At 41.6% G+C, this 21905-nt stretch carries 23 protein-coding genes; 6 read left to right on the top strand and 17 right to left on the bottom strand.

The genetic code is table 11. The features are described from left to right. Positions 1-220: 220 nt before the first annotated feature. The 10 genes from B7720_RS06455 to B7720_RS06410 form a co-directional block, all read right to left on the bottom strand. Positions 221-931 (bottom strand): ABC transporter ATP-binding protein, encoded by a 711-nt coding sequence (locus B7720_RS06455; RefSeq protein ID WP_000062207.1) that lies wholly within the window; start codon positions 929-931, stop codon positions 221-223. After that, entirely contained in the window at positions 931-1695 is a 765-nt protein-coding gene (locus B7720_RS06450; protein ID WP_001186014.1) for an ABC transporter ATP-binding protein, read from the bottom strand. The genes B7720_RS06455 and B7720_RS06450 overlap by 1 nt, the downstream gene beginning before the upstream one ends. After that, the gene (locus B7720_RS06445; RefSeq protein ID WP_084857141.1) at positions 1695-2651 is read right to left on the bottom strand and encodes a branched-chain amino acid ABC transporter permease; all 957 of its coding nucleotides are present in this window, start codon (positions 2649-2651) and stop codon (positions 1695-1697) included. Before B7720_RS06445 ends, B7720_RS06450 begins: the two co-directional genes overlap by 1 nt. A 3-nt stretch (positions 2652-2654) precedes the next feature. Continuing rightward, entirely contained in the window at positions 2655-3524 is an 870-nt protein-coding gene (locus tag B7720_RS06440; protein ID WP_000941413.1) for a branched-chain amino acid ABC transporter permease, read from the bottom strand. A gap of 119 nt (positions 3525-3643) precedes the next feature. After that, positions 3644-4804 carry an ABC transporter substrate-binding protein gene (locus tag B7720_RS06435; RefSeq protein WP_000726133.1) on the bottom strand — a complete coding sequence of 387 codons (1161 nt, stop codon included), beginning with the start codon at positions 4802-4804 and terminating at the stop codon, positions 3644-3646. A gap of 88 nt (positions 4805-4892) precedes the next feature. Further along, positions 4893-5162, bottom strand: a complete 270-nt coding sequence (locus B7720_RS06430) for a YlbG family protein (protein WP_000462101.1) — start codon at positions 5160-5162, stop codon at positions 4893-4895. A 78-nt stretch (positions 5163-5240) separates the two neighbouring features. After that, entirely contained in the window at positions 5241-5831 is a 591-nt protein-coding gene (gene clpP / locus B7720_RS06425) for an ATP-dependent Clp protease proteolytic subunit ClpP (RefSeq protein ID WP_000613467.1), read from the bottom strand. A 173-nt stretch (positions 5832-6004) separates the two neighbouring features. Further along, the gene (gene upp, locus B7720_RS06420) at positions 6005-6634 is read right to left on the bottom strand and encodes a uracil phosphoribosyltransferase (RefSeq protein ID WP_000515974.1); all 630 of its coding nucleotides are present in this window, start codon (positions 6632-6634) and stop codon (positions 6005-6007) included. Positions 6635-6722: 88 nt separating this feature from the next. Continuing rightward, positions 6723-7190, bottom strand: a complete 468-nt coding sequence (locus B7720_RS06415; RefSeq protein WP_000136993.1) for a deoxycytidylate deaminase — start codon at positions 7188-7190, stop codon at positions 6723-6725. Between the two features lie 18 nt (positions 7191-7208). After that, positions 7209-7766 carry a TetR/AcrR family transcriptional regulator gene (locus tag B7720_RS06410; RefSeq protein WP_000003899.1) on the bottom strand — a complete coding sequence of 186 codons (558 nt, stop codon included), beginning with the start codon at positions 7764-7766 and terminating at the stop codon, positions 7209-7211. 124 nt (positions 7767-7890) lie between these two features. On the opposite strand from B7720_RS06410, the gene B7720_RS06405 reads away from it, so the two are divergent. Genes B7720_RS06405 through B7720_RS06390 form a run of 4 tightly spaced genes read left to right on the top strand, consistent with a single transcriptional unit; the run spans position 7891 to position 10976 of the window. Then, a complete protein-coding gene (locus tag B7720_RS06405; protein WP_084857139.1) occupies positions 7891-8736 on the top strand; it encodes a DegV family protein in 846 nt (281 codons plus the stop codon). Positions 8737-8793: 57 nt separating this feature from the next. Further along, positions 8794-9975, top strand: coding sequence for an aminoacetone oxidase (gene aao / locus B7720_RS06400; protein WP_084857756.1), 1182 nt, complete (start codon positions 8794-8796; stop codon positions 9973-9975). A gap of 13 nt (positions 9976-9988) precedes the next feature. Then, positions 9989-10510 carry a DUF1697 domain-containing protein gene (locus tag B7720_RS06395; RefSeq protein ID WP_084857137.1) on the top strand — a complete coding sequence of 174 codons (522 nt, stop codon included), beginning with the start codon at positions 9989-9991 and terminating at the stop codon, positions 10508-10510. 10 nt (positions 10511-10520) lie between these two features. Continuing rightward, on the top strand, positions 10521-10976 hold the full coding sequence (locus tag B7720_RS06390; protein ID WP_084857136.1) for an 8-oxo-dGTP diphosphatase: 456 nt from the start codon (positions 10521-10523) through the stop codon (positions 10974-10976). A 28-nt stretch (positions 10977-11004) separates the two neighbouring features. On the opposite strand, the gene B7720_RS06385 is transcribed toward B7720_RS06390, so the two are convergent. Continuing rightward, a complete protein-coding gene (locus tag B7720_RS06385; protein WP_084857134.1) occupies positions 11005-11745 on the bottom strand; it encodes a MerR family transcriptional regulator in 741 nt (246 codons plus the stop codon). A 357-nt stretch (positions 11746-12102) separates the two neighbouring features. Here B7720_RS06385 and B7720_RS06380 point away from each other — a divergent pair, with 357 nt between their 5' ends. Next, complete coding sequence (locus tag B7720_RS06380; RefSeq protein WP_084857755.1) at positions 12103-13443, top strand: sodium-dependent transporter; 1341 nt, start codon at positions 12103-12105, stop codon at positions 13441-13443. Between the two features lie 41 nt (positions 13444-13484). Here B7720_RS06380 and manA read toward each other — a convergent pair whose 3' ends face one another. From manA to B7720_RS06365, 3 genes are all read right to left on the bottom strand, one after another. After that, complete coding sequence (manA, locus tag B7720_RS06375) at positions 13485-14429, bottom strand: mannose-6-phosphate isomerase, class I (RefSeq protein WP_084857131.1); 945 nt, start codon at positions 14427-14429, stop codon at positions 13485-13487. Between the two features lie 119 nt (positions 14430-14548). Next, positions 14549-15988 carry a 6-phospho-beta-glucosidase gene (locus B7720_RS06370; RefSeq protein ID WP_084857129.1) on the bottom strand — a complete coding sequence of 480 codons (1440 nt, stop codon included), beginning with the start codon at positions 15986-15988 and terminating at the stop codon, positions 14549-14551. Between the two features lie 131 nt (positions 15989-16119). Continuing rightward, the gene (locus tag B7720_RS06365; RefSeq protein ID WP_001291472.1) at positions 16120-16380 is read right to left on the bottom strand and encodes a SemiSWEET family transporter; all 261 of its coding nucleotides are present in this window, start codon (positions 16378-16380) and stop codon (positions 16120-16122) included. A 326-nt stretch (positions 16381-16706) separates the two neighbouring features. On the opposite strand from B7720_RS06365, the gene B7720_RS06360 reads away from it, so the two are divergent. Next, positions 16707-17051, top strand: a complete 345-nt coding sequence (locus tag B7720_RS06360) for a lipopolysaccharide assembly protein LapA domain-containing protein (RefSeq protein WP_000913393.1) — start codon at positions 16707-16709, stop codon at positions 17049-17051. A gap of 165 nt (positions 17052-17216) precedes the next feature. Here B7720_RS06360 and B7720_RS06355 read toward each other — a convergent pair whose 3' ends face one another. The 3 genes from B7720_RS06355 to B7720_RS06345 form a co-directional block, all read right to left on the bottom strand. Further along, complete coding sequence (locus B7720_RS06355; protein WP_001052638.1) at positions 17217-17564, bottom strand: VOC family protein; 348 nt, start codon at positions 17562-17564, stop codon at positions 17217-17219. A gap of 109 nt (positions 17565-17673) precedes the next feature. Further along, a complete protein-coding gene (spxB, locus tag B7720_RS06350) occupies positions 17674-19449 on the bottom strand; it encodes a pyruvate oxidase (protein ID WP_084857127.1) in 1776 nt (591 codons plus the stop codon). Positions 19450-19661: 212 nt separating this feature from the next. Next, the gene (locus tag B7720_RS06345) at positions 19662-21905 is read right to left on the bottom strand and encodes a heavy metal translocating P-type ATPase (RefSeq protein ID WP_070656972.1); all 2244 of its coding nucleotides are present in this window, start codon (positions 21903-21905) and stop codon (positions 19662-19664) included.

Genomic DNA, 21905 nt, shown 5'->3' with positions numbered 1-21905 from the left:
GGTTTCGCTTGATTGCAATCCTTATCCGCCGACTAAAAAGGTCACCCAGACTATAGAGGGATTACGTGCGCAATCTCCATCCACAACCTAAACTAGTCTCTCAGACTAGAGGAGAATTGCTTATGCAATCCTTATCCTCCGACTAAAAAGGTCCCCCGGACTATAGAGGGATTACGTGCGCAATCTCCATCCACAACCTAAACTAGTCCCCCGGACCTTTTTAGCCACCTAGATATGCTTTTCTGACTTCATCGGATGCTGCGAGTTCTTTTCCTGTTCCTGATAGGACAATCTTTCCTGTTTCAAGTACATAACCACGGTCAGAAATAGCAAGGGCCTTGTTAGCGTTCTGTTCAATTAGGAGAACCGTTGTTCCTTGCTTCTGAATATCTTGAATGATATCAAAAATTTCTTGGATAAAGATTGGGGCAAGTCCCATTGACGGCTCATCCAAGAGAAGGAGCTTAGGTGTAGACATGAGAGCGCGTCCCATAGCCAGCATCTGCTGTTCACCACCTGAAAGAGTTGCCGCATCTTGGTTTTTGCGTTCTTCCAGACGAGGGAAACGTGAAAAGACTTTTTTCAAGTTGGCTTGATTTTCTTCACGATTCTTCTTTAAAAAGGCTCCCATTTCCAAGTTTTCCATAACAGTCAAGCCTGGGAAAACATGGCGTCCCTCAGGAACTTGTGAAAGGCCACCTGCCACGATTTTTTGAGCTGGCAACTTTTGAATTTCTTTTCCTAAAAACTGAATTTTACCAGCACTTGGACGAACCAAACCTGAAAGGGTACGAAGAATGGTTGTTTTACCAGCACCATTGGCACCGATAAGTGACACAACTTCACCTTCATTAACCTCGAAACTTACATCACGAACTGCTTGGATCATACCGTAATGCACAGAGAGGTTTTCAACTTTTAACATAGACATTAGGCTTCACCTCCTAGATAAGCTTCGATAACGCGTTTGTTGTTCTTGATCTCATCCGGAGTCCCATGAGCAATCAACCGACCATATTCAAGAACATAGATACGCTCAGTGACTTCCATAACCAAATTCATGTCATGTTCGATAAGCATGATGGTAATTTTAAATTCATCTTTGATACGACGGATCAATTCTGTCAATTCAGCTGTTTCTTGTGGATTCATACCAGCTGCAGGTTCGTCCAAAAAGAGAATCTTGGGTTCGGTTGCCAGAGCACGAACGATTTCTAATCGACGTTGTTGACCATAGGCCAGATTCTTCGCAAGAGTATCTGCGTCACCATCCAAATCAAAGATCTTCAACAAGTCCAGAGCTTTGCTTTTTAATTCTTCCTCATTCTTATAAAAAGCTGGTAGACGTAGAAAGCTCGCAAGGACATGTTGTTTATGATGATTGCTAAATGCAATCAAAACATTTTCCAAAACTGTCAAGTCCTTGAACAAACGAATATTTTGGAAAGTACGACTGAGACCAAGTGAAGCAATCTTATAGGGAGTTTTCCCATTTAGGAGGTGACCATCTAGTGTCACAGTACCTTCGCTTGGTTCATAAACACCGGTCAAGAGATTGAAAAGGGTCGTTTTACCAGCCCCGTTTGGTCCAATCAGACCAACCAATTCTCCCTCATTCAATTCAAGAGTGACATCTCCAACAGCTGTTAGACCGCCAAAATGTTTGGTTAACTGTTTAACTTCAAGTAGTGCCATTAGTTTTGTCCCTCCTTCTTCGATTTTTTAAAGAAGCGTGATAGACTTAATTCCCATGTCCCAAGAAGTCCACCTGGTCTGAAAATCATGACCAATACAAGAGCCAAAGCGTAGATAATCATACGTACGCTTGCTACATCCTGAAGGAGCATATTTAAAATTCCTAAAACAATCGCTGAAACGATGGTACCAGTAATGGATCCAAGTCCACCAAATACAACGATAATCAACACGTTGATGGAATTAATAAAGGTGTAATCTTTTGGGACAACAGATCCGATAAAACCAGCCTGAAGTGAACCAGCAATACTTGCTGTAATGGCTCCAAAGACAAAAGCGATAATCTTGATCTTTGTGGTGTTTACCCCAACAGACTCTGCAGCAATCTCATCCTCACGAACAGATAGAGTAGAGCGTCCAATTGGACTACGTAAGAAATTGAGAGTTGCAATAGTTGTAATCACTACAAAAAGATAAACCATTTGCCAGTTGGTGAAGTTTGGAATACCCAAGATACCAGCGGCACCGTTGGTCAAACTTCCACCATTAATGATAAAGATACGAATGATTTCTGAAACACCTAGTGTCGCAACAGCCAGGTAGTCACCCTTCAAACGGAGTGTTGGAATCCCAACGAGCAAAGCAACTGCACCAGAAATCAAGGCGCCCAAGACCATTGCTCCAAAGAAGGCACCATAGGTTGGTGATTTTGAACCAATAATCGCTGCTGCATAAGCCCCAATCGCCATAAAACCTGCATGACCTAGTGAGAATTGTCCTGAAAAACCAACGATTAAGTTCAAACCTACTGCAAGGATGATATTAATCCCAATTTGTTCTAAAATTTGGACATGGAATAGATTGAGAACACCAGCAGAAACCAGTACGCTAATCAATCCATAACCCACTAACAGAAGGAATAACCAGAGAATATTTACTTTAAGATTTGTCTTCATTGTTTACACCTTCTCTTTCACATTCTTACCAAGGATACCTGCAGGTCGAACAATCAGAATCAAAAGCAAGATTCCATATACGATAGCATCACGGAAATCAGACATACCGAAGGCAGTAGCAAATGTTTCCAACAAGCCAATCACAAATCCCCCTAGAGCTGCACCAGGAATAATCCCGATACCACCAAGTACGGCCGCAACGAATGATTTTAGACCTGGAGTCACACCCATCAAAGGTTCCAGAGAGTTGTAGTAAAGGGCAATGAGGACACCTGCTGCACCAGCAAGAGCTGAACCCAAAGCAAAGGTAAAGCTGATTGTGCGATTTACATTAATTCCCATCAATTGAGCTGCGTCACTGTCAACTGATACCGCACGCATGGCTTTCCCCATTTTTGTTTTTTGGACGATCAATTGCAATAAAACCATCAAGAGTACAGAAACTGCTAAAATCATCAATTGAACATTTGTCAAGCTAATTGGTCCCAAGTCAAAGCGGACTGTTTCTATTGCTTGAGGGAAGGCACGAGTATTGGCGCCTACTAGATAAACCATTCCGTATTCCAGTAGGAAAGACACTCCGATGGCAGTAATCAATACAGCAATACGTGTAGAGTGTCGTAAAGGACGGTAGGCAAGAAACTCAATCACAACACCAAGTAGTGCAGTCCCTGCCATTGAAATAATTAAAGCTAAAAAGAAATCCATTTGGAAAGAATTAATCAAAAAGTAACCAATAAAGGCACCCATCATGTAAATATCACCGTGGGCGAAGTTGATGAGTTTGATAATTCCATAAACCATGGTATAACCCAGAGCCAAAAGTGCATAAACACTACCCAGAATTAGACCATTCACAAGTTGTTGGAGCATAGCATTCACTCTTTTCTATCGTTATTTTTTAGAAAATTTCATTATTTTCACAAGTTCATAAACACCGAAACAGGGAGTGAGTCAAAGGCTCATTCCCCATTTTAAGTACTATTCTAATGTTATGGTTTTACAACTTCTGCTTCTTCAACTTTACCATTGTTCATGGTCATCATGTAAGCAGTTTTCACTGTATTGTGGTCAGCATCAAAGCTTGTTTGACCAGTGACACCATCAAAATCTTTGGTTTTAGCAAGGTTGTCCTTGATTTCACCTGAGTTTTTAGCACCTTTTGCAGCATTTGCTACTAGGTAAACTGAGTCATAGGCCAAAGCTGAGAATGTTGAAGGCTCTTCGTTGTATTTAGCACGGTATGCTTCAAGGAAAGCTTTAGCTTTTGCAGAAACATCAACTGTGGTGGAGAATCCAGAGATGAAGTAAATGTTTGATGCTCTTTCAGCAGTTGCTTGTTGAACAAATTCTTCACCGTTAAATCCATCACCACCAACGATTGGTTTATCAATTCCCATACCACGAGCTTGGTTTACAATTTTACCTGCTTCTGTGTAGTAACCTGGAACAACGATAGCATCAAACTCTTTGCCTTTCATTTTAGTAAGGGCTGCTTGGAAGTCTGTATCACCTGCTACAAACGTTTCATCTGCTACAATCTCACCCTTGTAGGATTCGCGGAATGATTTAGCAATACCTTTAGCATAGTCACTAGCGTTGTCAGTATAAAGAACAACCTTCTTAGCATTCAATTTGTTTGTTACATAGTTAGAGATAATCTTCCCTTGGAAGCTATCTTGGAATGTTCCGATAAATAGGTAATCTTGACCTTTAGTCAAACCGTCTTGAGTAGCACTTGGTGAAATCAATGGCACTCCAGCTTTAGTAGCGTTAGCTACAGCTGCAGCAGTTGCACCAGATGTCGCAGGTCCTACAATAGCTGCTACTTTTGATTGGGTAACAAGGTTTGTTGTAACAGAAGCTGCTTCAGCAGTTTCTGACTTGTTGTCTTTGTCTACAACTTCGATTTGTTTTCCATCAATTCCACCTGCAGCGTTGATTTCGTCTACAGCAAGTTGGGCACCTTTTTGTTCAGCTGTACCGTAAGCTGCCACAGCACCTGTCTCTTCAAAGTTAAAACCGATTTTAATTGTTTTTTCGTCTACTGGATTTCCAGTTGTGTTTGACGCTCCTGACTTGACCTCTCCACAGGCAGCAAGAAGAGCCACACTAGCAAGAGCCACAAAAGATAGGGCAAATTTTTTCTTCATTTTTAATCTCCTTATAGTTGTTTCAAAAATTGTATGTTAAGAATATACCGAATTATCAGAAAATTGTCAATGTATTTGTTTAACTTTTTTAAATGATAACGTTTTCTTCGGTTCGATAGAGATTCCCAACGAAGGGAGTTTCTAGCTCTTGAATATGGCAACGTCTAATTTTCTTGATATATCTTTCCTTACCTAATCTCTCAACCAAGTCATCTAGCTCCTCAGTTGGAACATAGAGCTGCAAGTAACGATGTTTTTTGGAATGGTAACAGATATCACCGTATTCCTGAATTTTTTTTGCATCTCGATTATAGTAGAGATAGATGATTAATCCTGATCGATTTGTTTTTTCAAACATGAGGAATCCTCTTTCTAAGAAATCTTCTCCTATTATATCAAAAAAAGCAAACTCCGTCGAGTTTGCTTTCTAGGTTGCTTAGCTTAAAGAATTATTGGCCATGATTTCATCAATAAAGCCATATTCAAGTGTTTCTTGGGCACTCATCCAGTAATCACGTTCCGCATCTGCATGAATTTGCTCGACTGATTTACCAGAGTTATCTGCAAGGATTTGCTCCAATGTCTTACGAGTTTTAAGCAAGTGCTCTGCAGCGATTGCCATATCGGTTTGTTGGGTACCACCACCTGTACCACCCATTGGTTGGTGAATCATGTACTCTGCATTTGGAAGCATGAAACGTTTGCCTTTGGCGCCACTTGATGCAATAACAGTCCCCATGGATGCAGCCATCCCCATAACGATTGTTTGGACATCTGCCTTGATAAAGTTCATGGTATCAACGATTGCCAAACCAGCTGAAACAGAGCCCCCAGGTGTATTGACATAAAGGTAAATATCTTTTGTGCTGTCTTGGGCATCCAAGAAAAGTAATTGGGCGATAACGGAGTTGGCCATGTTGTCTTCAACTGGACCTGTTAGCATGATGATGCGGTCTTTCAGAAGACGAGAGTAAATATCATAGGAACGTTCTCCACGGCTTGTTTGTTCAATAACTACAGGAATCATTCATTTCTCCTTTTAATGTTGAATTTTCTTAGTCTTACGACTCAATACAGAACTATTATATCTTTTTGGTCAAAAAAGGTCAAATTTTTGCTCTATTCTCTAAACAGAAACAAAAACTCAACCTCCTTTCAAGTTAAAAACGAACTTCTAGTTTCACTATTTACTTTGGGATTTTATTTAGTACCGAACAAGCGGTCTCCAGCATCTCCAAGACCTGGAACGATATAACCGTGTTCGTTCAAGCGTTCATCCAAGGCTGCTGTAAAGATTTCTACATCTGGGTGTGCTTCTTGAAGAGCTTTCACACCTTCTGGAGCAGATACTAGGCAGACAAACTTGATATTTGAAGCGCCACGTTTTTTAAGGGAGTCAACAGCCAAGATTGCTGAGCCACCTGTTGCCAACATTGGATCAACGACAAAGATTTGACGTTGGTCAATATCCTCAGGCAATTTCACCAAATATTCAACTGGTTGAAGGGTTTCTTCATCACGGTACATACCGATATGACCAACTTTAGCTGCTGGAACCAAGCTCAAGAGGCCATCTACCATCCCGATACCTGCGCGCAAGATTGGGACAATCGCCAATTTTTTCCCAGCCAATTGTTTTTGAACTGTTTTTGTGATTGGTGTTTCGATTTCCACATCTTCAAGTGGAAGATCACGAAGTACTTCATATCCCATCAACATTGCAATCTCATCTACCAGCTCACGAAAAGCTTTTGTAGAAGTATCTGTACGTCGCAAGATTGACAATTTGTGTTGAATGAGTGGATGATTAATGACTTCAATTTTTCCCATTTTCTGAATTCCTTCTTTCAATTTATTCTTCTTATTATATCAAAAAACGGTTTAAAAAGCTTTCTAAACCATTTATTTTAATTAATTTTTAAATCAAATCTGCCTCTTGAAGAGCTGCCTGAACAGTCTCTAATGGTAAATGGGTCAACTCGGTGCCTTTTTCTTGATAAAGGTACTGGGCATAGTCATCCATTCGGTACTGGTTGATATAAACCACGCGCTTGCAACCAACTTGTAGCAGTTGTTTGGTGCAGTTCAGACATGGAAAATGGGTCACATAGGCTGTAAATCCTCTAGGAACCCCTCGTTCAGCCCCTTGTAAAATGGCATTAACCTCAGCGTGAAGGGTTCGAACACAGTGACCCTCAATGACCAGACATTCGTGGTCGATACAGTGTTCCGTTCCTGATACGGAACCATTGTAGCCTGTTGAAATGACCTTATTATCCTTGACTAGGACTGCTCCCACCTTGGCGCGTTTACAAGTAGAACGATTGGCAATCAGTAAGGCCTGGGCTGCAAAATACTCATCCCAAGCCAGTCTTTTTTCTGTCATAAGTCTTCTCCTTTTCCTCTATTTTTTGAAAAATGGCAAGCGTAAATCTGCAATCTTTTCAGCTGGAACCTTCATGCCATCCTTGATCCATTTGAGTAGGACTGATACGATGGCAGAACTCCAAAAGGAATGAAGGTAGCTGCTGACGCCTTTTGATTTTCCGTGGTATTTTTCCAAAAATTCCTGCATAGCTTGGACGAAAATCTTTTCCAAGTGGTAGTCCAGAGCAAGTTGGATGACCTTGGCTTCTTTCATGGCTGCGCGGAAAAGGTGTACCCAGACTAGATAAAGGTCTGTTTTGACATCGTAATGGCTCAACTGTTCCATAATGTTATGGACACTGCGTTTAAAGACACTTTCCAAAATCTCTTCTTTGGAGTCATAGTTACGATAGAAGGCGGCACGAGAGACGCCAGCCCGTTTGACCAGCTCCGAAATGCTGATCTTGGCCAAGTCTTTTTTCTCTAGAAGTTGCAAAAGAGCCGTCTCGATTGCTTCTCTGGTTAAAAAATTGGATTCTTGATTTGATTTTCTGAGATTTTCAAGAGATTTTTCAGATATTTTACGTTCAGACATAACAATTTCTTTCTACTTGTGACAACAGAGAGGTGGTACTTTTGTTTCAAGGGCTTTCATGATATAATTGTAAAAAAAGACAGAACCTTTGTCAATGTATAAGTGACAAAGATGGAGAATTTCTATGACTTGGAAGATTGTAGCTGACTCTGGTTGTGATTATCGTCAACTGGCAACTCCTGCTATTGATACAGAATTTGTTAGTGTTCCTTTAACCATTCAAGTAGCTGATCAGGTCTTTATCGATGATGCCAATCTTGACATTGACCACATGATGGAAACCATGTATGCGACTTCTGAGGCTTCAAAATCAGCTTGTCCTAGCCCTGATGATTACTTGCGTGCATTTGAAGGTGCTAAGCATATCTTTGTCGTTACTATCACTGGTACTCTTTCAGGTAGCCATAATAGTGCACAACTCGCTAAAAATATCTACCTTGAAGAACATCCTGACACTCAGATTCATGTAATCGATACATTGTCTGCAGGTGGTGAGGTTGACTTGATTGTCGAGAAAATCAATAGTTTGATTGAGCAAGGACTGTCTTATGAGGAAATTGTTGAAGCGATTACAGCCTACCAAGAAAAAACGAAGTTGCTTTTTGTCCTTGCTAAGGTCGATAACTTGGTAAAAAATGGCCGTTTGAGCAAGCTGATCGGTACAGTCGTTGGCCTCCTCAACATCCGTATGGTTGGGGAAGCAAGTGAAACTGGAATCCTAGAACTACTCCAAAAAGCGCGTGGACCAAAAAAATCCCTTCAAGCAGCCTATGAAGAACTCATCAAGGCTGGCTACGCTGGTGGCCGTATCGTCATGGCTCATCGCAGCAATGAAAAATTCTGTCAGCAATTGTCAGAACGCTTGCTGGAAACCTTCCCGCAAGCGGATATCAAAATCATCCCGACGTCTGGTCTCTGCAGTTTCTATGCAGAAGATGGCGGTTTGTTGATGGGATATGAAATTAACTAAGATTATGAGCAACAAGAGATGCCAAGCATCTCTTATTTTTTGTGGTACAATAGAGCTATGAAACATTTTGATACTATTGTCATTGGTGGAGGACCTGCAGGTATGATGGCTACGATTTCCAGTAGCTTTTATGGTCAGAAAACTCTTCTCATCGAAAAAAATCGCAAACTTGGAAAAAAATTAGCTGGAACGGGCGGTGGTCGTTGCAATGTAACTAACAACGGAACTCTAGATGACCTACTAGCTGGCATCCCTGGAAATGGACGCTTTCTATACAGTGTCTTTTCCCAGTTTGACAACCATGATATCATCAACTTTTTCACGGAAAACGGTGTTAAACTTAAGGTTGAAGACCACGGTCGCGTCTTTCCTGCTAGCGACAAATCTCGGACCATTATCGAAGCCTTGGATAAGAAAATCGCTGAGCTAGGCGGACAAGTTCTCACTCAAACAGAAATTGTTTCGGTTAAAAAGATAGACGACCAGTTTGTCCTTAAGTCCGCAGACCAAACCTTCACTTGTGATAAACTCATTGTCACAACAGGTGGTAAGTCTTATCCTTCCACTGGTTCGACTGGTTTTGGACATGAGATTGCCCGTCATTTCAAACATACCATTACCGAGCTTGAAGCTGCTGAGAGCCCATTGTTGACTGATTTTCCACACAAAGCGCTTCAGGGGATTTCACTAGACGATGTGACCTTAAGCTATGGCAAGCATGTCATCACCCACGATTTGCTCTTTACCCACTTTGGTCTATCCGGTCCTGCTGCCCTACGCATGTCTAGCTTTGTCAAGGGCGGAGAGGTTCTCTCGCTAGATGTTTTACCTCAACTTTCTGAGAAGGACTTGGTTGCATTTCTAGAAGAAAATCGGGAAAAATCCTTGAAAAATGCTTTAAAAACTTTGCTTCCAGAACGCTTGGCAGAATTTTTGTCGCAAGGCTATCCTGAAAAAGTCAAACAACTGACTGAAAAGGAACGCGAACAACTACTCCAGTCCATCAAGGCCCTCAAAATCCCTGTGACTGGAAAAATGTCTCTTGCTAAGTCCTTTGTCACCAAGGGGGGCGTCAGTCTCAAGGAAATCAACCCTAAAACACTGGAAAGCAAACTGGTCCCTGGTCTCCACTTTGCTGGTGAGGTACTGGATATCAATGCCCACACGGGTGGCTTTAACATCACTTCTGCCCTCTGCACCGGCTGGGTGGCAGGCTCAAATCCAATAAATACCAAATAAGAAAGGAAGTCCTTTGGAACATATTATTTTACTAAGAGGTGTTACTCCTAATGGAAAGAATGCTATCCCGAAAATGTCTTATTTGGTAGATATTCTGACAGAAGCTGGTTTTCAACACGTTCGAACCTATATTCAAAGTGGGAATATCATTCTTGAAAGTGACTTAGATTTAGAAGAAATACGAGAACGCGTTCATACTCTGATAAAGGAAAAAATTGGGGCCGACTTAAAAATGGTAATCAAGAATAAAAGTGATTTTACAAAAATTGTCCAAGAAAACCCATTTAGAGAACATTATCTTTATGACCGTATACACATGATTCTTTATCAAGAATCTATTCAAAGTCTCCCTTTAGAAAAACTAAAAATTGATTACGGTGAAGAAGAAATTTGTATCGGTAACCATTGTCTTTACCTCTATCTCCCTAGAACTGCAAAACAAAAGAAACTTAATACCAACTATCTTGAAAAGCTTTTTAATGTAGATTTGACCATGCGAAAGTTAAACGTGGTAGAAAAATTACTAACAAAATAAGTGAAAGAAAATGAACAAAAGAGAATCAGTCGAATTTGTCAATATGTGTATGATTAAAAACGGGGATAAGGTCTTGGTCCAAGATCGAGTTAATCCCGACTGGCCTGGCATTACTTTTCCTGGTGGTCATGTTGAACGTGGCGAATCCTTTGTCGATGCTGTCATTCGTGAAGTGAAAGAAGAAACTGGTCTGACCATTTCCAAACCACAACTCTGTGGTATCAAAAACTGGTACGATGACAAGGATTATCGTTATGTCGTCCTTTTTTACAAGACAGAACACTTTACTGGTGAGCTCCAGTCTTCAGACGAAGGGAAGGTTTGGTGGGAGGATTTTGACAATCTATCTCATCTAAAACTTGCAACCGATGATATGTCTGATATGCTTCGTGTGTTTCTAGAAGAAGATCTCAGTGAATTCTTTTACTACAAAGACGGTGACGACTGGCTTTATGACTTGAAGTAAAAAATAGGCTAGGAAATTCCTAGCCTATTTATTCTGCATTTGTCTGAACGTAAGCAGCAATGACATCTGATGTGTACTGGGCTGTCCCAGGTCCAAATTTGTCAATGTTTTCCTTAAACTCTGGGTTGTAGACGTAGCCTTTACCGATATGACCGAATACCTCAATAGAGCAGTCAAATCCATAAGTACGAATAGCTTGCAAGAGTTTGGCTGCCTCTTCTTGGTTTTCGGCTGCTGTTGCAGCTAGTCCATTTTGAAGGTTTTGTGCCAAGGCTTGAAAAACTTGGTTGAAAGCGGCTGTGGACTCGTCTTCGCGACCTTTTTGGCGTTCAAGCGCTTGGCCCATGACTTCTTGTCCATACTTCTCTACCGCCTCTTGGTGGTATTTTTGATTGTCTTGATAGCTAAATCCAGTGAATTTTTCCTCAATCGTCATTTTTCTTTCTCCTTTTTGTTCTTGAATGGTTTTTTGCAAGGTGGAAATCAGGGTATCCAGATGTTGCCTTTCTCGAGTCAAATAGTCCAACTGTCTGGTCAAATGGGGCAATAAATCTGTCCTTTCTTCCTTTAATAACTCTGCTATTTTTTCTAAAGAAAAGCCTAGATATTTGTAGTACAGAATGACCTGAAGTCGTTCCAAATCCTCCTGACTATAGGTTCGATAGCCATTTTCCGACTTCAACGGAACCAAGAGCCCTATCTTATCGTAGTGATGCAGGGTCTTAACAGAGACACCTGAAAGCTGCGCAGCTTCTTTTATATGGTACATGATTTCCTCCTTATACTCAATGAAAATCAAAGAGCAAACTAGGAAGCTAGCCGCAGGCTGTACTTGAGTACGGTAAGGCGACGCTGACGTGGTTTGAATTTGATTTTCGAAGAGTATTACATTGATAGTATAACCCCTCCCCCTAGGTCAGAGTCAAGCGTTTTTGAGAAAAATTTTTAACTTTTTGAGAAAGGTGTGAAAACTTGAAAATGGTTTTCTTGACAGACCTTAGAAAACATGATAGGATAGTCAAGTCTATCAATCAAACAGAAGGCTCATAGAGAGCCGTTGAGAGAAGGCTATTTGACATCTCAAGTAGCCTTTTCTTATTTTAAAAAAGAGATTGGAGTTTCAACTATGTCAGAAAAATCACAATGGGGTTCAAAACTAGGCTTTATTCTAGCATCTGCTGGTTCAGCCATCGGGCTTGGAGCCGTTTGGAAGTTTCCATACATGACTGCCGCTAATGGCGGGGGAGGCTTTTTACTGGTCTTTCTCATTTCCACCATTTTAATCGGTTTCCCGCTCCTGCTGGCTGAATTTGCCCTTGGCCGTAGTGCTGGCGTTTCCGCTATCAAAACCTTTGGAAAACTAGGCAAGAATAACAAGTACAACTTTATCGGTTGGATTGGTGCCTTTGCCCTCTTTATCCTCCTCTCCTTTTACAGTGTCATCGGAGGTTGGATTCTAGTCTATCTAGGAATTGAGTTTGGGAAATTGTTCCAGCTTGGCGGTACGGGTGATTATGCTCAGTTATTTACTTCAATCATTTCAAATCCAGCCATTGCCCTAGGAGCTCAAGCAGCCTTTATCTTGTTGAATATCTTTATTGTATCACGTGGGGTTCAAAAAGGAATTGAAAGAGCCTCGAAAGTCATGATGCCTATGCTCTTTATCATCTTTGTCGTGATCATCGGGCGCTCGCTCAGCTTGCCAAACGCCATGGAAGGGGTTCTCTACTTCCTCAAACCAGACTTTTCAAAACTAACTAGCGCTGGTCTCCTCTATGCTCTGGGTCAATCTTTCTTTGCCCTCTCACTAGGGGTGACAGCCATGCTGACCTATGCGTCCTACTTGGACAAGAAAACCAAGCTGGTCCAATCGGGGATTTCCATCGTAGCCATGAACATCTCGGTATCCATCATGGCAGGTCTAGCCATTTTCCCAGCCATGTCAGCCTTCAATATTCAGTCTGAAGGGGGACCAAGCCTGCTCTTTATCGTCTTGCCTCAACTCTTTGACAAGATGCCCTTTGGAACCATTTTCTACATCCTCTTCCTCTTGCTCTTCCTCTTTGCGACGGTTACTTCCTCTGTCGTCATGCTAGAAATCAATGTGGGCAATATCACCAACCAGGACAACAGCAAGCGTGCTAAATGGAGTGCGACTTTAGGAATCTTGACCTTCGTCTTTGGCATTCCTTCAGCCCTATCCTATGGGGTCATGGCAGATGTTCACATTTTGGGTAAAACCTTCTTTGATGCTATGGACTTCTTGGTTTCCAATCTCCTCATGCCATTTGGAGCTCTCTGTCTGTCACTTTTTACTGGCTATATCTTTAAAAAGGCCCTTGCCATGGAGGAACTGCATCTTGATGAAAGAGCATGGAAACAGGGACTTTTCCAAGTCTGGCTCTTCCTCCTTCGTTTCATCATTCCTATTATCATCATTGTGGTTTTTATCGCCCAATTTATGTAATCAAAAAGGACTTGAGTAGTAAACTCAGGCCCTTTCTTTTTTTATGGATGGCTTACAATCAATTCCAAACCTTGCCCTTCTAGGGTCCAAGTTTCAACATCACTTGGTAGGATAAAGTGGCTACCTTTTTGGATTGGATAATTTTCCCCGTCAACAGTCAGTTGACCTTGACCAGCCAAGACACTCAACAAGCTGTAGTCAGCTGTCTTTTCAAAGTTAACTTTTCCAGTAATTTCCCATTTGTAAACCGCAAAGAAATCATTGGATACAAGGAGAGTGGAACGTAAATCATCTGCTTTGATAGTTACGGGACGGCTATTAGCAGGTTCACCAATGTTCAAGACATCGATGGATTTTTCAAGGTGAAGTTCACGCAAGTTGCCCTTGTCATCCTTACGGTCAAAGTCATAAACACGGTAGGTGGTATCGCTAGACTGCTGGGTTTCCAGAATCAAGATACCTGCTCCAATAGCGTGCATGGTGCCACTTGGTACATAGAAGAAGTCTCCAGCCTTAACAGGCACTTTGGTCAGCAAGGCATCCCAGTTCTTGTCCTCAATTTGCTGGCGAAGTTCTTCTTTTGATTTGGCATTGTGACCATAGATAATCTCTGAACCTTCATCCGCAGCGATGATGTACCAGCACTCTGTTTTCCCGAGCTCGCCTTCATGCTCTAGTCCATAGGCATCGTCTGGGTGAACTTGGACACTGAGCCAATCGTTGGCATCGAGTATCTTGGTCAAGAGTGGAAATACAGGTTCTGGACGATTGCCAAACAATTCACGGTGTTCCGCATACAAAGTAGCTAGGTCTGTTCCCTCAAAACGACCATTGGCAACTTTAGAAACACCATTTGGGTGGGCTGAAATAGCCCAGTATTCTCCTATTTTTTCACTCGGGATGTCGTAGCCAAACTCATCACGTAGCTTGGTTCCACCCCAGATTTTTTCTTGCATAACTGATTGTAAAAATAATGGTTCTGACATCTTGATCTCCTGTCTATTTTTCTCACTTCATTATAGCAAAAAGCTTGGTCTAATTGAACTCTTTTTCACACATTATAAAGTAGGGAGAAGATTTTATAAAAATAGTGAACAAATGTGCTCTACTTAATACTTGCACCATTGCTGGCAATGACATCCTTGTACCAGTAGAAGGATTTCTTCTTGCTTCGTTTGAGACTTCCTTGACCTGCATTATCACGATCCACATAGATAAAACCATAGCGCTTGTTCATCTCGCCTGTTCCAGCTGAAACCAGATCTATACAACCCCAAGTCGTATAACCAAGCAATTCAACGCCATCTTGGTAAATAGCATCTCGCATAGCCTTGATGTGGGCTTCTAGATAAGCAATCCGATAGTCATCTGCTACATAGCCATTTTCATCCGGCGTGTCCATAGCACCAAGTCCATTTTCTACGATGAACATAGGCTTTTGATAACGATCCCAGATGGTATTTAGAGTGATACGAAGTCCCAGTGGGTCAATCTGCCAACCCCATTCTGAGGATTCCAGATAGGGATTTTTGATAGAGGCAAAGACATTTCCAGATGTCAGATTCCTCACTTCTGGATCGCCTGAAGCCACTCGGCTCGCATAATAAGAGAAGGAAACAAAGTCAACAGTGTGATTCTTTAACAAGTCTAAATCTTCTGTCGTCATTTCAATCTCGATTCCCTCACGCTCCCACTGCTTCTTGGCATAATTTGGGTATTCCCCACGCGCTTGGACGTCAATGAAAAAGTAACTCTTACGGTCTTCCTCCATAGCTGCCCAGTAGTCTCTCGGATGGGCAGTGTTAGGATAATATTGCCCTGCTGCCAACATACATCCCACCTTGTTTTCTGGGTCAATTTCGTGGGCAATTTTAGTCGCCATAGCCGAGGCTACCAGCTCATGGTGGGCTGCTTGGTATTTGACTTGCTCTTGATTTTCCCCCTCTTCAAAACAGATCCCAGCTCCTAAAAAGGGGGCATGCAGAATCATATTGATTTCGTTGAAGGTTAGCCAGTACTTGACCAAGCCCTTGTAACGGGTAAAGAGGGTGCGACAGAGCTTTGCGTAAAAGTCCAACATACGACGATTGCGCCAACCACCGTACTCCCTAATTAAGTGCATGGGGCAATCGAAATGCGTGATGGTCACCAGTGGTTCAATTCCATACTTGTGACATTCTTTAAACAAATCCTCATAAAAAGCTAGACCAGCTTCATTTGGCTCTGCTTCGTCACCTTGAGGAAAAATCCGAGTCCAAGCAATGGAAAGTCGATAGGTTTTAAATCCCATTTCTGCAAAAAGCGCAATATCTTCCTTGTAATGATGGTACATATCAATGGCTTCCTTTGCTGGGTAAAAATAGCACTCCTCAAAAGAAAACATCTTTTTCTGACCTGTGATAATAGCTTCACGGTCTGGACCAATCGGTACCACATCCACATTAGCAAGACCACGACCGTCCTGATTATAAGCACCCTCACATTGATTAGCCGCCGTTGCACCACCCCAGAGAAATCCTTCTGGAAATTGTAGTATTTCTGTCATCACTTTACCTCGATTGATTTATTACTTCTATTATACTAAAAAGGAGGCGAAAAGTTTGGAACCCTCTGGATAATAATAGCACTAAACTTACTTTTATATATACGAAAAAAAGACTGAAACCAGTCTTCTTTTTAAATCAAAGCTGTAATAACCGTCACTAGGCCAAAAATAATACCTGGTGCATTAGCTGCTGCAAGGGGGATATCTCTTTCTTTTTTGAAAAGACCGTAGTAAACCCAGAGACTACAGTTGATGGCAGCAACCAAGGGCTGGATGAAATTTCCTTTTTGACCAGCCAGATTGTTCATGATTTGTGGGAAGTAAGACACATACATCATAACAGACATAAAGGTCGCTACCCAACCTAAAATTTTCATTTGTTTTTCAGACATTTTCAAAACCTCTTTCATTTTTACTGAATCTTATTTTAAAATATTCTTTCAAAACAATCAAGTCTTTAAAACTTTTGTTATAAAGATATAAACTATCACAATCTTGTTATAAGAAAGAGGGAACAGAAAAAAGACCGAATTGCTCCGTTCTGTTTACTCAATCAAATATTAGAAAATGAATACTCCTTTTCAATGAATCGATTGATTGATGGTAAATAAGCCGTTAGAAATTATTGACAGTATCGAAATTTTCTAGTAAAATGAATTTTGTTAATACCTAAATGGTGTGTAGTTTTCTATCAACATAGTCAGGAGAAAAGGAACTTATGCTAAAAAAATTTAATGAATTGTCACTGAAAGATAAGGCTTATCTAATTGGCGGTTTGAGCTTATTAGTCATTGTGATCTCATTTGGTCTACTCAATCGTCAAACAGTAACTGTCAGTCTTGTCTTTACACAACTATCTGCTCCCTTGATTTTGGTGATTTTTACTTGTCTAGTAATCGGGATCATTGCTGGTAGTGCTATTGGTATTAGCTATCACCATAACAAGACTCAAGATCTGAGAAGCCGCATTGCTGAAGCAGAAGCGACTATCAATATAAAAGACAGGGAGCTTGTCCAGTACGAGGAACAGGTGCAACAATTAAAACAGGAAGCCAAACAATAAGTGTAGAAATCATAACCACCCGTGAAAACGGGTGGTTTTTTGTCTCGCACCTAACGGAGCGAGACGGACTGAAAGTCGCATAAATACAAAAAAGATCGAATTGCTCCGATCTTTTTAAGTTTCACTCCAAGAATGTTTAGATAAAAAATTTGATAATAGAATTACCTACTTCATACGATAAAAATCAATCACTAGACCAGCAGGCCCTTTAACTAATAAGGACTCTGTTCCCCAATCGGTTACAGTTGGTCCGTTTAAAACCTGGATACCAAGTTCTTTCAACCGTTGGTAATTCTGGTCTACATCCTCAACCTCGATATGAAGAATGATTCCTGACTGAAAATCTTCCAAAGGAATCAAATGATTTTGGGACAACATCAGACAGTGACTGCCAATCGTAAACTGAGCAAAACTGTCATCAACATAATCGGGCTTTTTATCCAAAATACGCTCCAAGTCAGCACAGACTTGGGGAACATCTGAAACGATAATATCTAATTGATTTAAATTCATTTACTATCCTCCATAAAAAGACCGGATTGCTCCGATCTTTTCAAGTTCGACTCTTGAAAATCAAAGAATAAAATCTACAAAGTTTACATTTGATTTTCGACGAGAGGAATTATTTGATTGCGCGTGATTGCAATCCTTCTTCTTCCAAGAAGAGGCGGAATGGTACGAGTTCTTCTGCTTCGTATTTTTCCTTGAAGTCTTTGATTGCTTCTTCTGAGTGAAGTTTTGGATCCAATTCAAGTACTTCTACTGGAAGTGGACGGTGTGGAGTGATGCGAGCATCGATCACAACAGTTTTACCTTCTTTGTTGAGTTTAACAGCTTCTGCAACAACTGCATCGATGTCTTCGATACGGTCAACTGTAAATCCTACAGCACCTTGAGCTTCAGCGATTTTCGCATAGTCAGCATTAGGGAAGTCACAACCAAACAAGTGTTTGTTTGTGTCTTCGTATTTGTCCTTGATGAAGGCATATTTACCATTTGAGAAGACAACGTTGATAACTGGAAGGTCGTATTGAACGTTTGTGATCACGTCTGGGTAGCACATGTTGAATGCACCGTCACCCATGATGTTCCATACTTGGCGATCTGGATTGTCTTTCTTAGCAGCGATACCACCAGGAAGGGCAATACCCATTGTCGCAAAGAGTGGAGATGTACGCCACATGTTCTTAGGTGTCATGTGAAGGTGACGAGTAGATGTTTGAGTAGTGTCACCTACGTCGATTGAGTAGATAGCGTCTTGATCAGCATGTTTGTTGATTGCATTGTAGACTTGATACAATTGCAATTCACCCTCAGTTTTACCTTCGAGTTTGTTCATGTAATCACGCCAGTTTTGGTTGTTCTTCACGTTTGCACGCCACCATGGAGTAGATTCTACTGGGATTACTTTGTCAAGGATTGCTTTCGCTGCTTGACCTGCATCACCAAGGATAGAAGCGTCAAGGGCATGACGTTTACCAAGTTTGTAAGGGTCGATATCGACTTGGATGAATTTTTCAGTGTTCTTGAAGGCTTCGTAAACTTCAGCAAATGGGAAGTTTGAACCAAGGAAAAGAACGGTGTCTGCTTCAAAGACCACTTCGTTGGCTGGTTTCCAACCAACACGGTAAGCAGAACCTGTCAAACCTTCGTAGTTCCATTCAAAGGCTTCAAAGTTTTTACCAGTTGTGATGATTGGTGCTTTGATTTTACGTGACAATTCAGTAATCACTTCACCTGCTTTAACACCACCGTAACCAGCATAGATAACTGGGCGCTCAGCATTGTTCAAGATTTCAACAGCTTTGTCAATTTCAACTTCGTTCAAGGCAGGAGCGATGAATGAGCGTTCGTATGAACCTGAACCGTAGTAAGAGTTTTCGTCGATTTCTTGGAAACCAAAGTTTACTGGAATTTCAACAACAGCTGGACCTTTTTTAGAAACTGCAGCACGGCAAGCTTCGTCGATTACTTTTGGCAATTGCTCAGCGTAAGCGACACGTTTGTTGTAGACAGCGATACCGTTGTACATTGGGTTTTGGTTCAATTCTTGGAAGGCATCCATGTTCAATTCATTAACAGGACGTGATCCAAGGATAGCAAGGAATGGAGTGTTATCCATAGCTGCATCGTAAACACCGTTAATCAAGTGAGTCGCACCTGGACCACCTGAACCAACTGCAACCCCGATTGAGCCGCCGAATTTAGCTTGCATGACCGCTGCAAGAGCACCTGTTTCTTCGTGGCGAACTTGCAAGAAGCGGATATCTTTGTCTTCAGCCAAAGCATCCATCAATGAGCTGAGTGTTCCTGATGGGATACCGTAGATTGTGTCTACGCCCCATGTTTTCAATACGTTGAGCATTGCTGCAGATGCAGTAATTTTCCCTTGAGTCATAATGATAACTCTCCTTCAAATATTTTTAAAACTTGATAAATCCGTTTTCATATACTAATTGGAAACGTTTCAGCAAATTTTTACTCTACTACTTTACCACATTTGTTTTGGGTCTCCTAAGAATGTGCTCAGAAGTTTTTATTCTCTATTACAGTACAGTTTGAAAACGTTTTATATAACTGTTTTATAATAAAAAGCGAGCAAGCTCGCTTTTAGTCTATTTTACTAAAGTTTAGCATGAGTGAACTGGTTAAAACAGATACAGAACTAAAGGCCATGGCAAGACCTGCCAGTTCTGGATTGAGAACGAGACCAATTCCTGAAAAGACTCCTGCTGCAATCGGAATTCCGGCGACATTGTAGATAAAGGCCCAGAAAAGATTGAGCAGAATTCGATTGAAGGTTTTCTTGCTCATGTCAAAGGCACGAACCACTCCTAGGAGGTTATTAGTTGTCAACACCAAATCTGCTGACTCGATGGCAATATCTGTTCCAGCTCCCATAGCAATCCCCACATCTGCTACACTGAGGGCAGGAGCGTCATTGATACCATCACCAACAAAGGCTACTTTTCCAGCTGATTGTAGTTTATGGATTTCATGGGCTTTTTCTTCTGGCAAGACACCTGCAATGACCTCTTCGATTCCGATCTGATCTGCAATAGCACGCGCCACTCCAGCATTATCCCCTGTCAGCATGACTGTTTTAAGTCCACGTTTTTTCAGCTGACTGATGGCTAGCTTGGCATTTTCCTTGGGAATATCTTGCAGGGCAAGCAAGCCTTTAATTTCATTGTCAACAGCCAAGTAGACAACTGTCTTAGCTTCTTTTTCTAGTTCTTCTAGTTTTTCTTGATAAGTGCTAGAAATGTTCATGCCATCCAGCATTTTAGCATTTCCAAGCAGAACTTGTTTTCCATTGATTTGCCCTGAGACACCTTTTCCGTGCAAGGCTTGGAAATTCTCTACAGTTTGAATCTCAAGTCCGACTTCAGTCGCTCGCTTGACAATGGCCTCAGCCAGTGGGTGTTGAGAAGCTTCTTCCAAGGAGGCTGCCAATCCAAGCACTTCTACTTCGTCGCCGATGATATCTGTGACCACAGGTTTCCCTTCGGTCAAGGTTCCGGTCTTATCAAAGACAATAGTTTGAACTTTCTGGATTTCCTGTAAGACGGTTCCATTCTTGAGGAGAACGCCCATTTTGGCACTGCGACCTGTCCCCACCATAAGAGCTGTCGGTGTTGCAAGTCCTAGTGCACAAGGACAAGCGATAATCAAAACTGCTACTCCATAGAGAAGAGAAGAGACAAAACTCGCTCCAAGCACGACTACACTATCCCTGAGCAAGACGAACCAAACCCAAAAGGTCACAATCCCTAAAATGACAACCGCTGGTACAAAAATCCCTGAAACCTTATCCGTCAAATCCTGAATTGGTGCTCGGCTGGTCTGGGCTTTCTTAACAAAGTCCACAATCTGTGCCAAGACAGTCTCTGAACCAACTTTTTCTGCTTTAAAAACAAGCGTTCCGCTATTATTGATGGTTGAGCCAATGACGGTATCTCCAACTGTTTTGTCTACCGGCAGGCTCTCACCTGTCACCATAGACTCATCAATACTGGACACACCTTCGACTACAACCCCATCAACCGCAATCTTTTCACCGGGACGCACTCGAATCAGGTCACCTACCTTGACTTGCTCCAAGGGGATTTGAACATAGCTATCATCACGCAAGACTTCTGCAGTTTTAGCCTGCAAGTCAAGTAATTTCTCCACAGCTTGGGAAGTATTTTTCCGCATTTTTTCCTCAAAAACGGCTCCCAAAAGAACGAAGAAGAAGATAAATGCAGCACTTTCAAAGTAAACGGGGAGACCAGCGAAGAGGGCAACTAAGCTATAGAAATAGGCCACTAGGGTTCCCAGAGCAACCAGGGTATCCATGTTGGCATTGTGCTTTTTAAAGCTGGCCCAAGCACTCTGGATATAAGGACCACCTGCTACTAGCATGATGGGTGTTGTGGCTAAAAAGGTGCCCCAACGCATGACTTGGTGACTAATTCCTCCTGTCGACATCCCAATCATGATAATCACAAGAGGCACAGTAAAGATACTAGTAATCCAAAAACGTTGCAAAAGTGACAAAGATTTTCGAGTCTTCTCAACTACGGTGTAGCTTCCCTTTTGCATCTTCATGCCACATGAGAATTCATGCTCACCCAACTCTTGAGGTGTAAAACGAATTGTCTTCTCTTCATCCACGCCGATTGGTTCCAAGATGTCTTCTTCTTCAAAAAGGATTTCCTTGTAACAGTTTGAAGGAGTTATACGATGAAAGGTAATTTCAGCGGGAATCCCTTTTTGAAGCTGAATATGGGCTGGATGGTAGCCTTTGTCTGCCGTGATACGGATTTTTTGAACACCATTTTCAAGACTTGCTTTTACGATTTCAGTCAT

The organism is Streptococcus oralis subsp. oralis, from assembly GCF_002096455.1.
GTDB lineage: Bacteria > Bacillota > Bacilli > Lactobacillales > Streptococcaceae > Streptococcus > Streptococcus oralis_CY.
The sequence above is the reverse complement of the archived record's forward strand: the minus strand, read 5'-3'. Positions and strand labels throughout refer to the sequence as shown.

What these genes read in the sequence shown, in the direction of transcription:
- B7720_RS06365 (WP_001291472.1), bottom strand. Translation starts at nt 16,380, where the DNA reads ATGTCTGAAAAACAAATGAAAATTTTAGGTTGGGTAGCGACCTTTATG.
- manA (WP_084857131.1), bottom strand. Translation starts at nt 14,429, where the DNA reads ATGTCAGAACCATTATTTTTACAATCAGTTATGCAAGAAAAAATCTGG.
- B7720_RS06450 (WP_001186014.1), bottom strand. Translation starts at nt 1,695, where the DNA reads ATGGCACTACTTGAAGTTAAACAGTTAACCAAACATTTTGGCGGTCTA.
- B7720_RS06355 (WP_001052638.1), bottom strand. Translation starts at nt 17,564, where the DNA reads ATGAATTTAAATCAATTAGATATTATCGTTTCAGATGTTCCCCAAGTC.
- B7720_RS06410 (WP_000003899.1), bottom strand. Translation starts at nt 7,766, where the DNA reads ATGTCTGAACGTAAAATATCTGAAAAATCTCTTGAAAATCTCAGAAAA.
- spxB (WP_084857127.1), bottom strand. Translation starts at nt 19,449, where the DNA reads ATGACTCAAGGGAAAATTACTGCATCTGCAGCAATGCTCAACGTATTG.
- B7720_RS06430 (WP_000462101.1), bottom strand. Translation starts at nt 5,162, where the DNA reads ATGTTTGAAAAAACAAATCGATCAGGATTAATCATCTATCTCTACTAT.
- B7720_RS06445 (WP_084857141.1), bottom strand. Translation starts at nt 2,651, where the DNA reads ATGAAGACAAATCTTAAAGTAAATATTCTCTGGTTATTCCTTCTGTTA.
- B7720_RS06455 (WP_000062207.1), bottom strand. Translation starts at nt 931, where the DNA reads ATGTCTATGTTAAAAGTTGAAAACCTCTCTGTGCATTACGGTATGATC.
- B7720_RS06435 (WP_000726133.1), bottom strand. Translation starts at nt 4,804, where the DNA reads ATGAAGAAAAAATTTGCCCTATCTTTTGTGGCTCTTGCTAGTGTGGCT.
- B7720_RS06415 (WP_000136993.1), bottom strand. Translation starts at nt 7,190, where the DNA reads ATGACAGAAAAAAGACTGGCTTGGGATGAGTATTTTGCAGCCCAGGCC.
- B7720_RS06405 (WP_084857139.1), top strand. Translation starts at nt 7,891, where the DNA reads ATGACTTGGAAGATTGTAGCTGACTCTGGTTGTGATTATCGTCAACTG.
- B7720_RS06385 (WP_084857134.1), bottom strand. Translation starts at nt 11,745, where the DNA reads ATGTACCATATAAAAGAAGCTGCGCAGCTTTCAGGTGTCTCTGTTAAG.
- B7720_RS06390 (WP_084857136.1), top strand. Translation starts at nt 10,521, where the DNA reads ATGAACAAAAGAGAATCAGTCGAATTTGTCAATATGTGTATGATTAAA.
- B7720_RS06345 (WP_070656972.1), bottom strand. Translation starts at nt 21,905, where the DNA reads ATGACTGAAATCGTAAAAGCAAGTCTTGAAAATGGTGTTCAAAAAATC.
- B7720_RS06440 (WP_000941413.1), bottom strand. Translation starts at nt 3,524, where the DNA reads ATGCTCCAACAACTTGTGAATGGTCTAATTCTGGGTAGTGTTTATGCA.
- aao (WP_084857756.1), top strand. Translation starts at nt 8,794, where the DNA reads ATGAAACATTTTGATACTATTGTCATTGGTGGAGGACCTGCAGGTATG.
- B7720_RS06360 (WP_000913393.1), top strand. Translation starts at nt 16,707, where the DNA reads ATGCTAAAAAAATTTAATGAATTGTCACTGAAAGATAAGGCTTATCTA.
- B7720_RS06370 (WP_084857129.1), bottom strand. Translation starts at nt 15,988, where the DNA reads ATGACAGAAATACTACAATTTCCAGAAGGATTTCTCTGGGGTGGTGCA.
- B7720_RS06380 (WP_084857755.1), top strand. Translation starts at nt 12,103, where the DNA reads ATGTCAGAAAAATCACAATGGGGTTCAAAACTAGGCTTTATTCTAGCA.
- clpP (WP_000613467.1), bottom strand. Translation starts at nt 5,831, where the DNA reads ATGATTCCTGTAGTTATTGAACAAACAAGCCGTGGAGAACGTTCCTAT.
- upp (WP_000515974.1), bottom strand. Translation starts at nt 6,634, where the DNA reads ATGGGAAAAATTGAAGTCATTAATCATCCACTCATTCAACACAAATTG.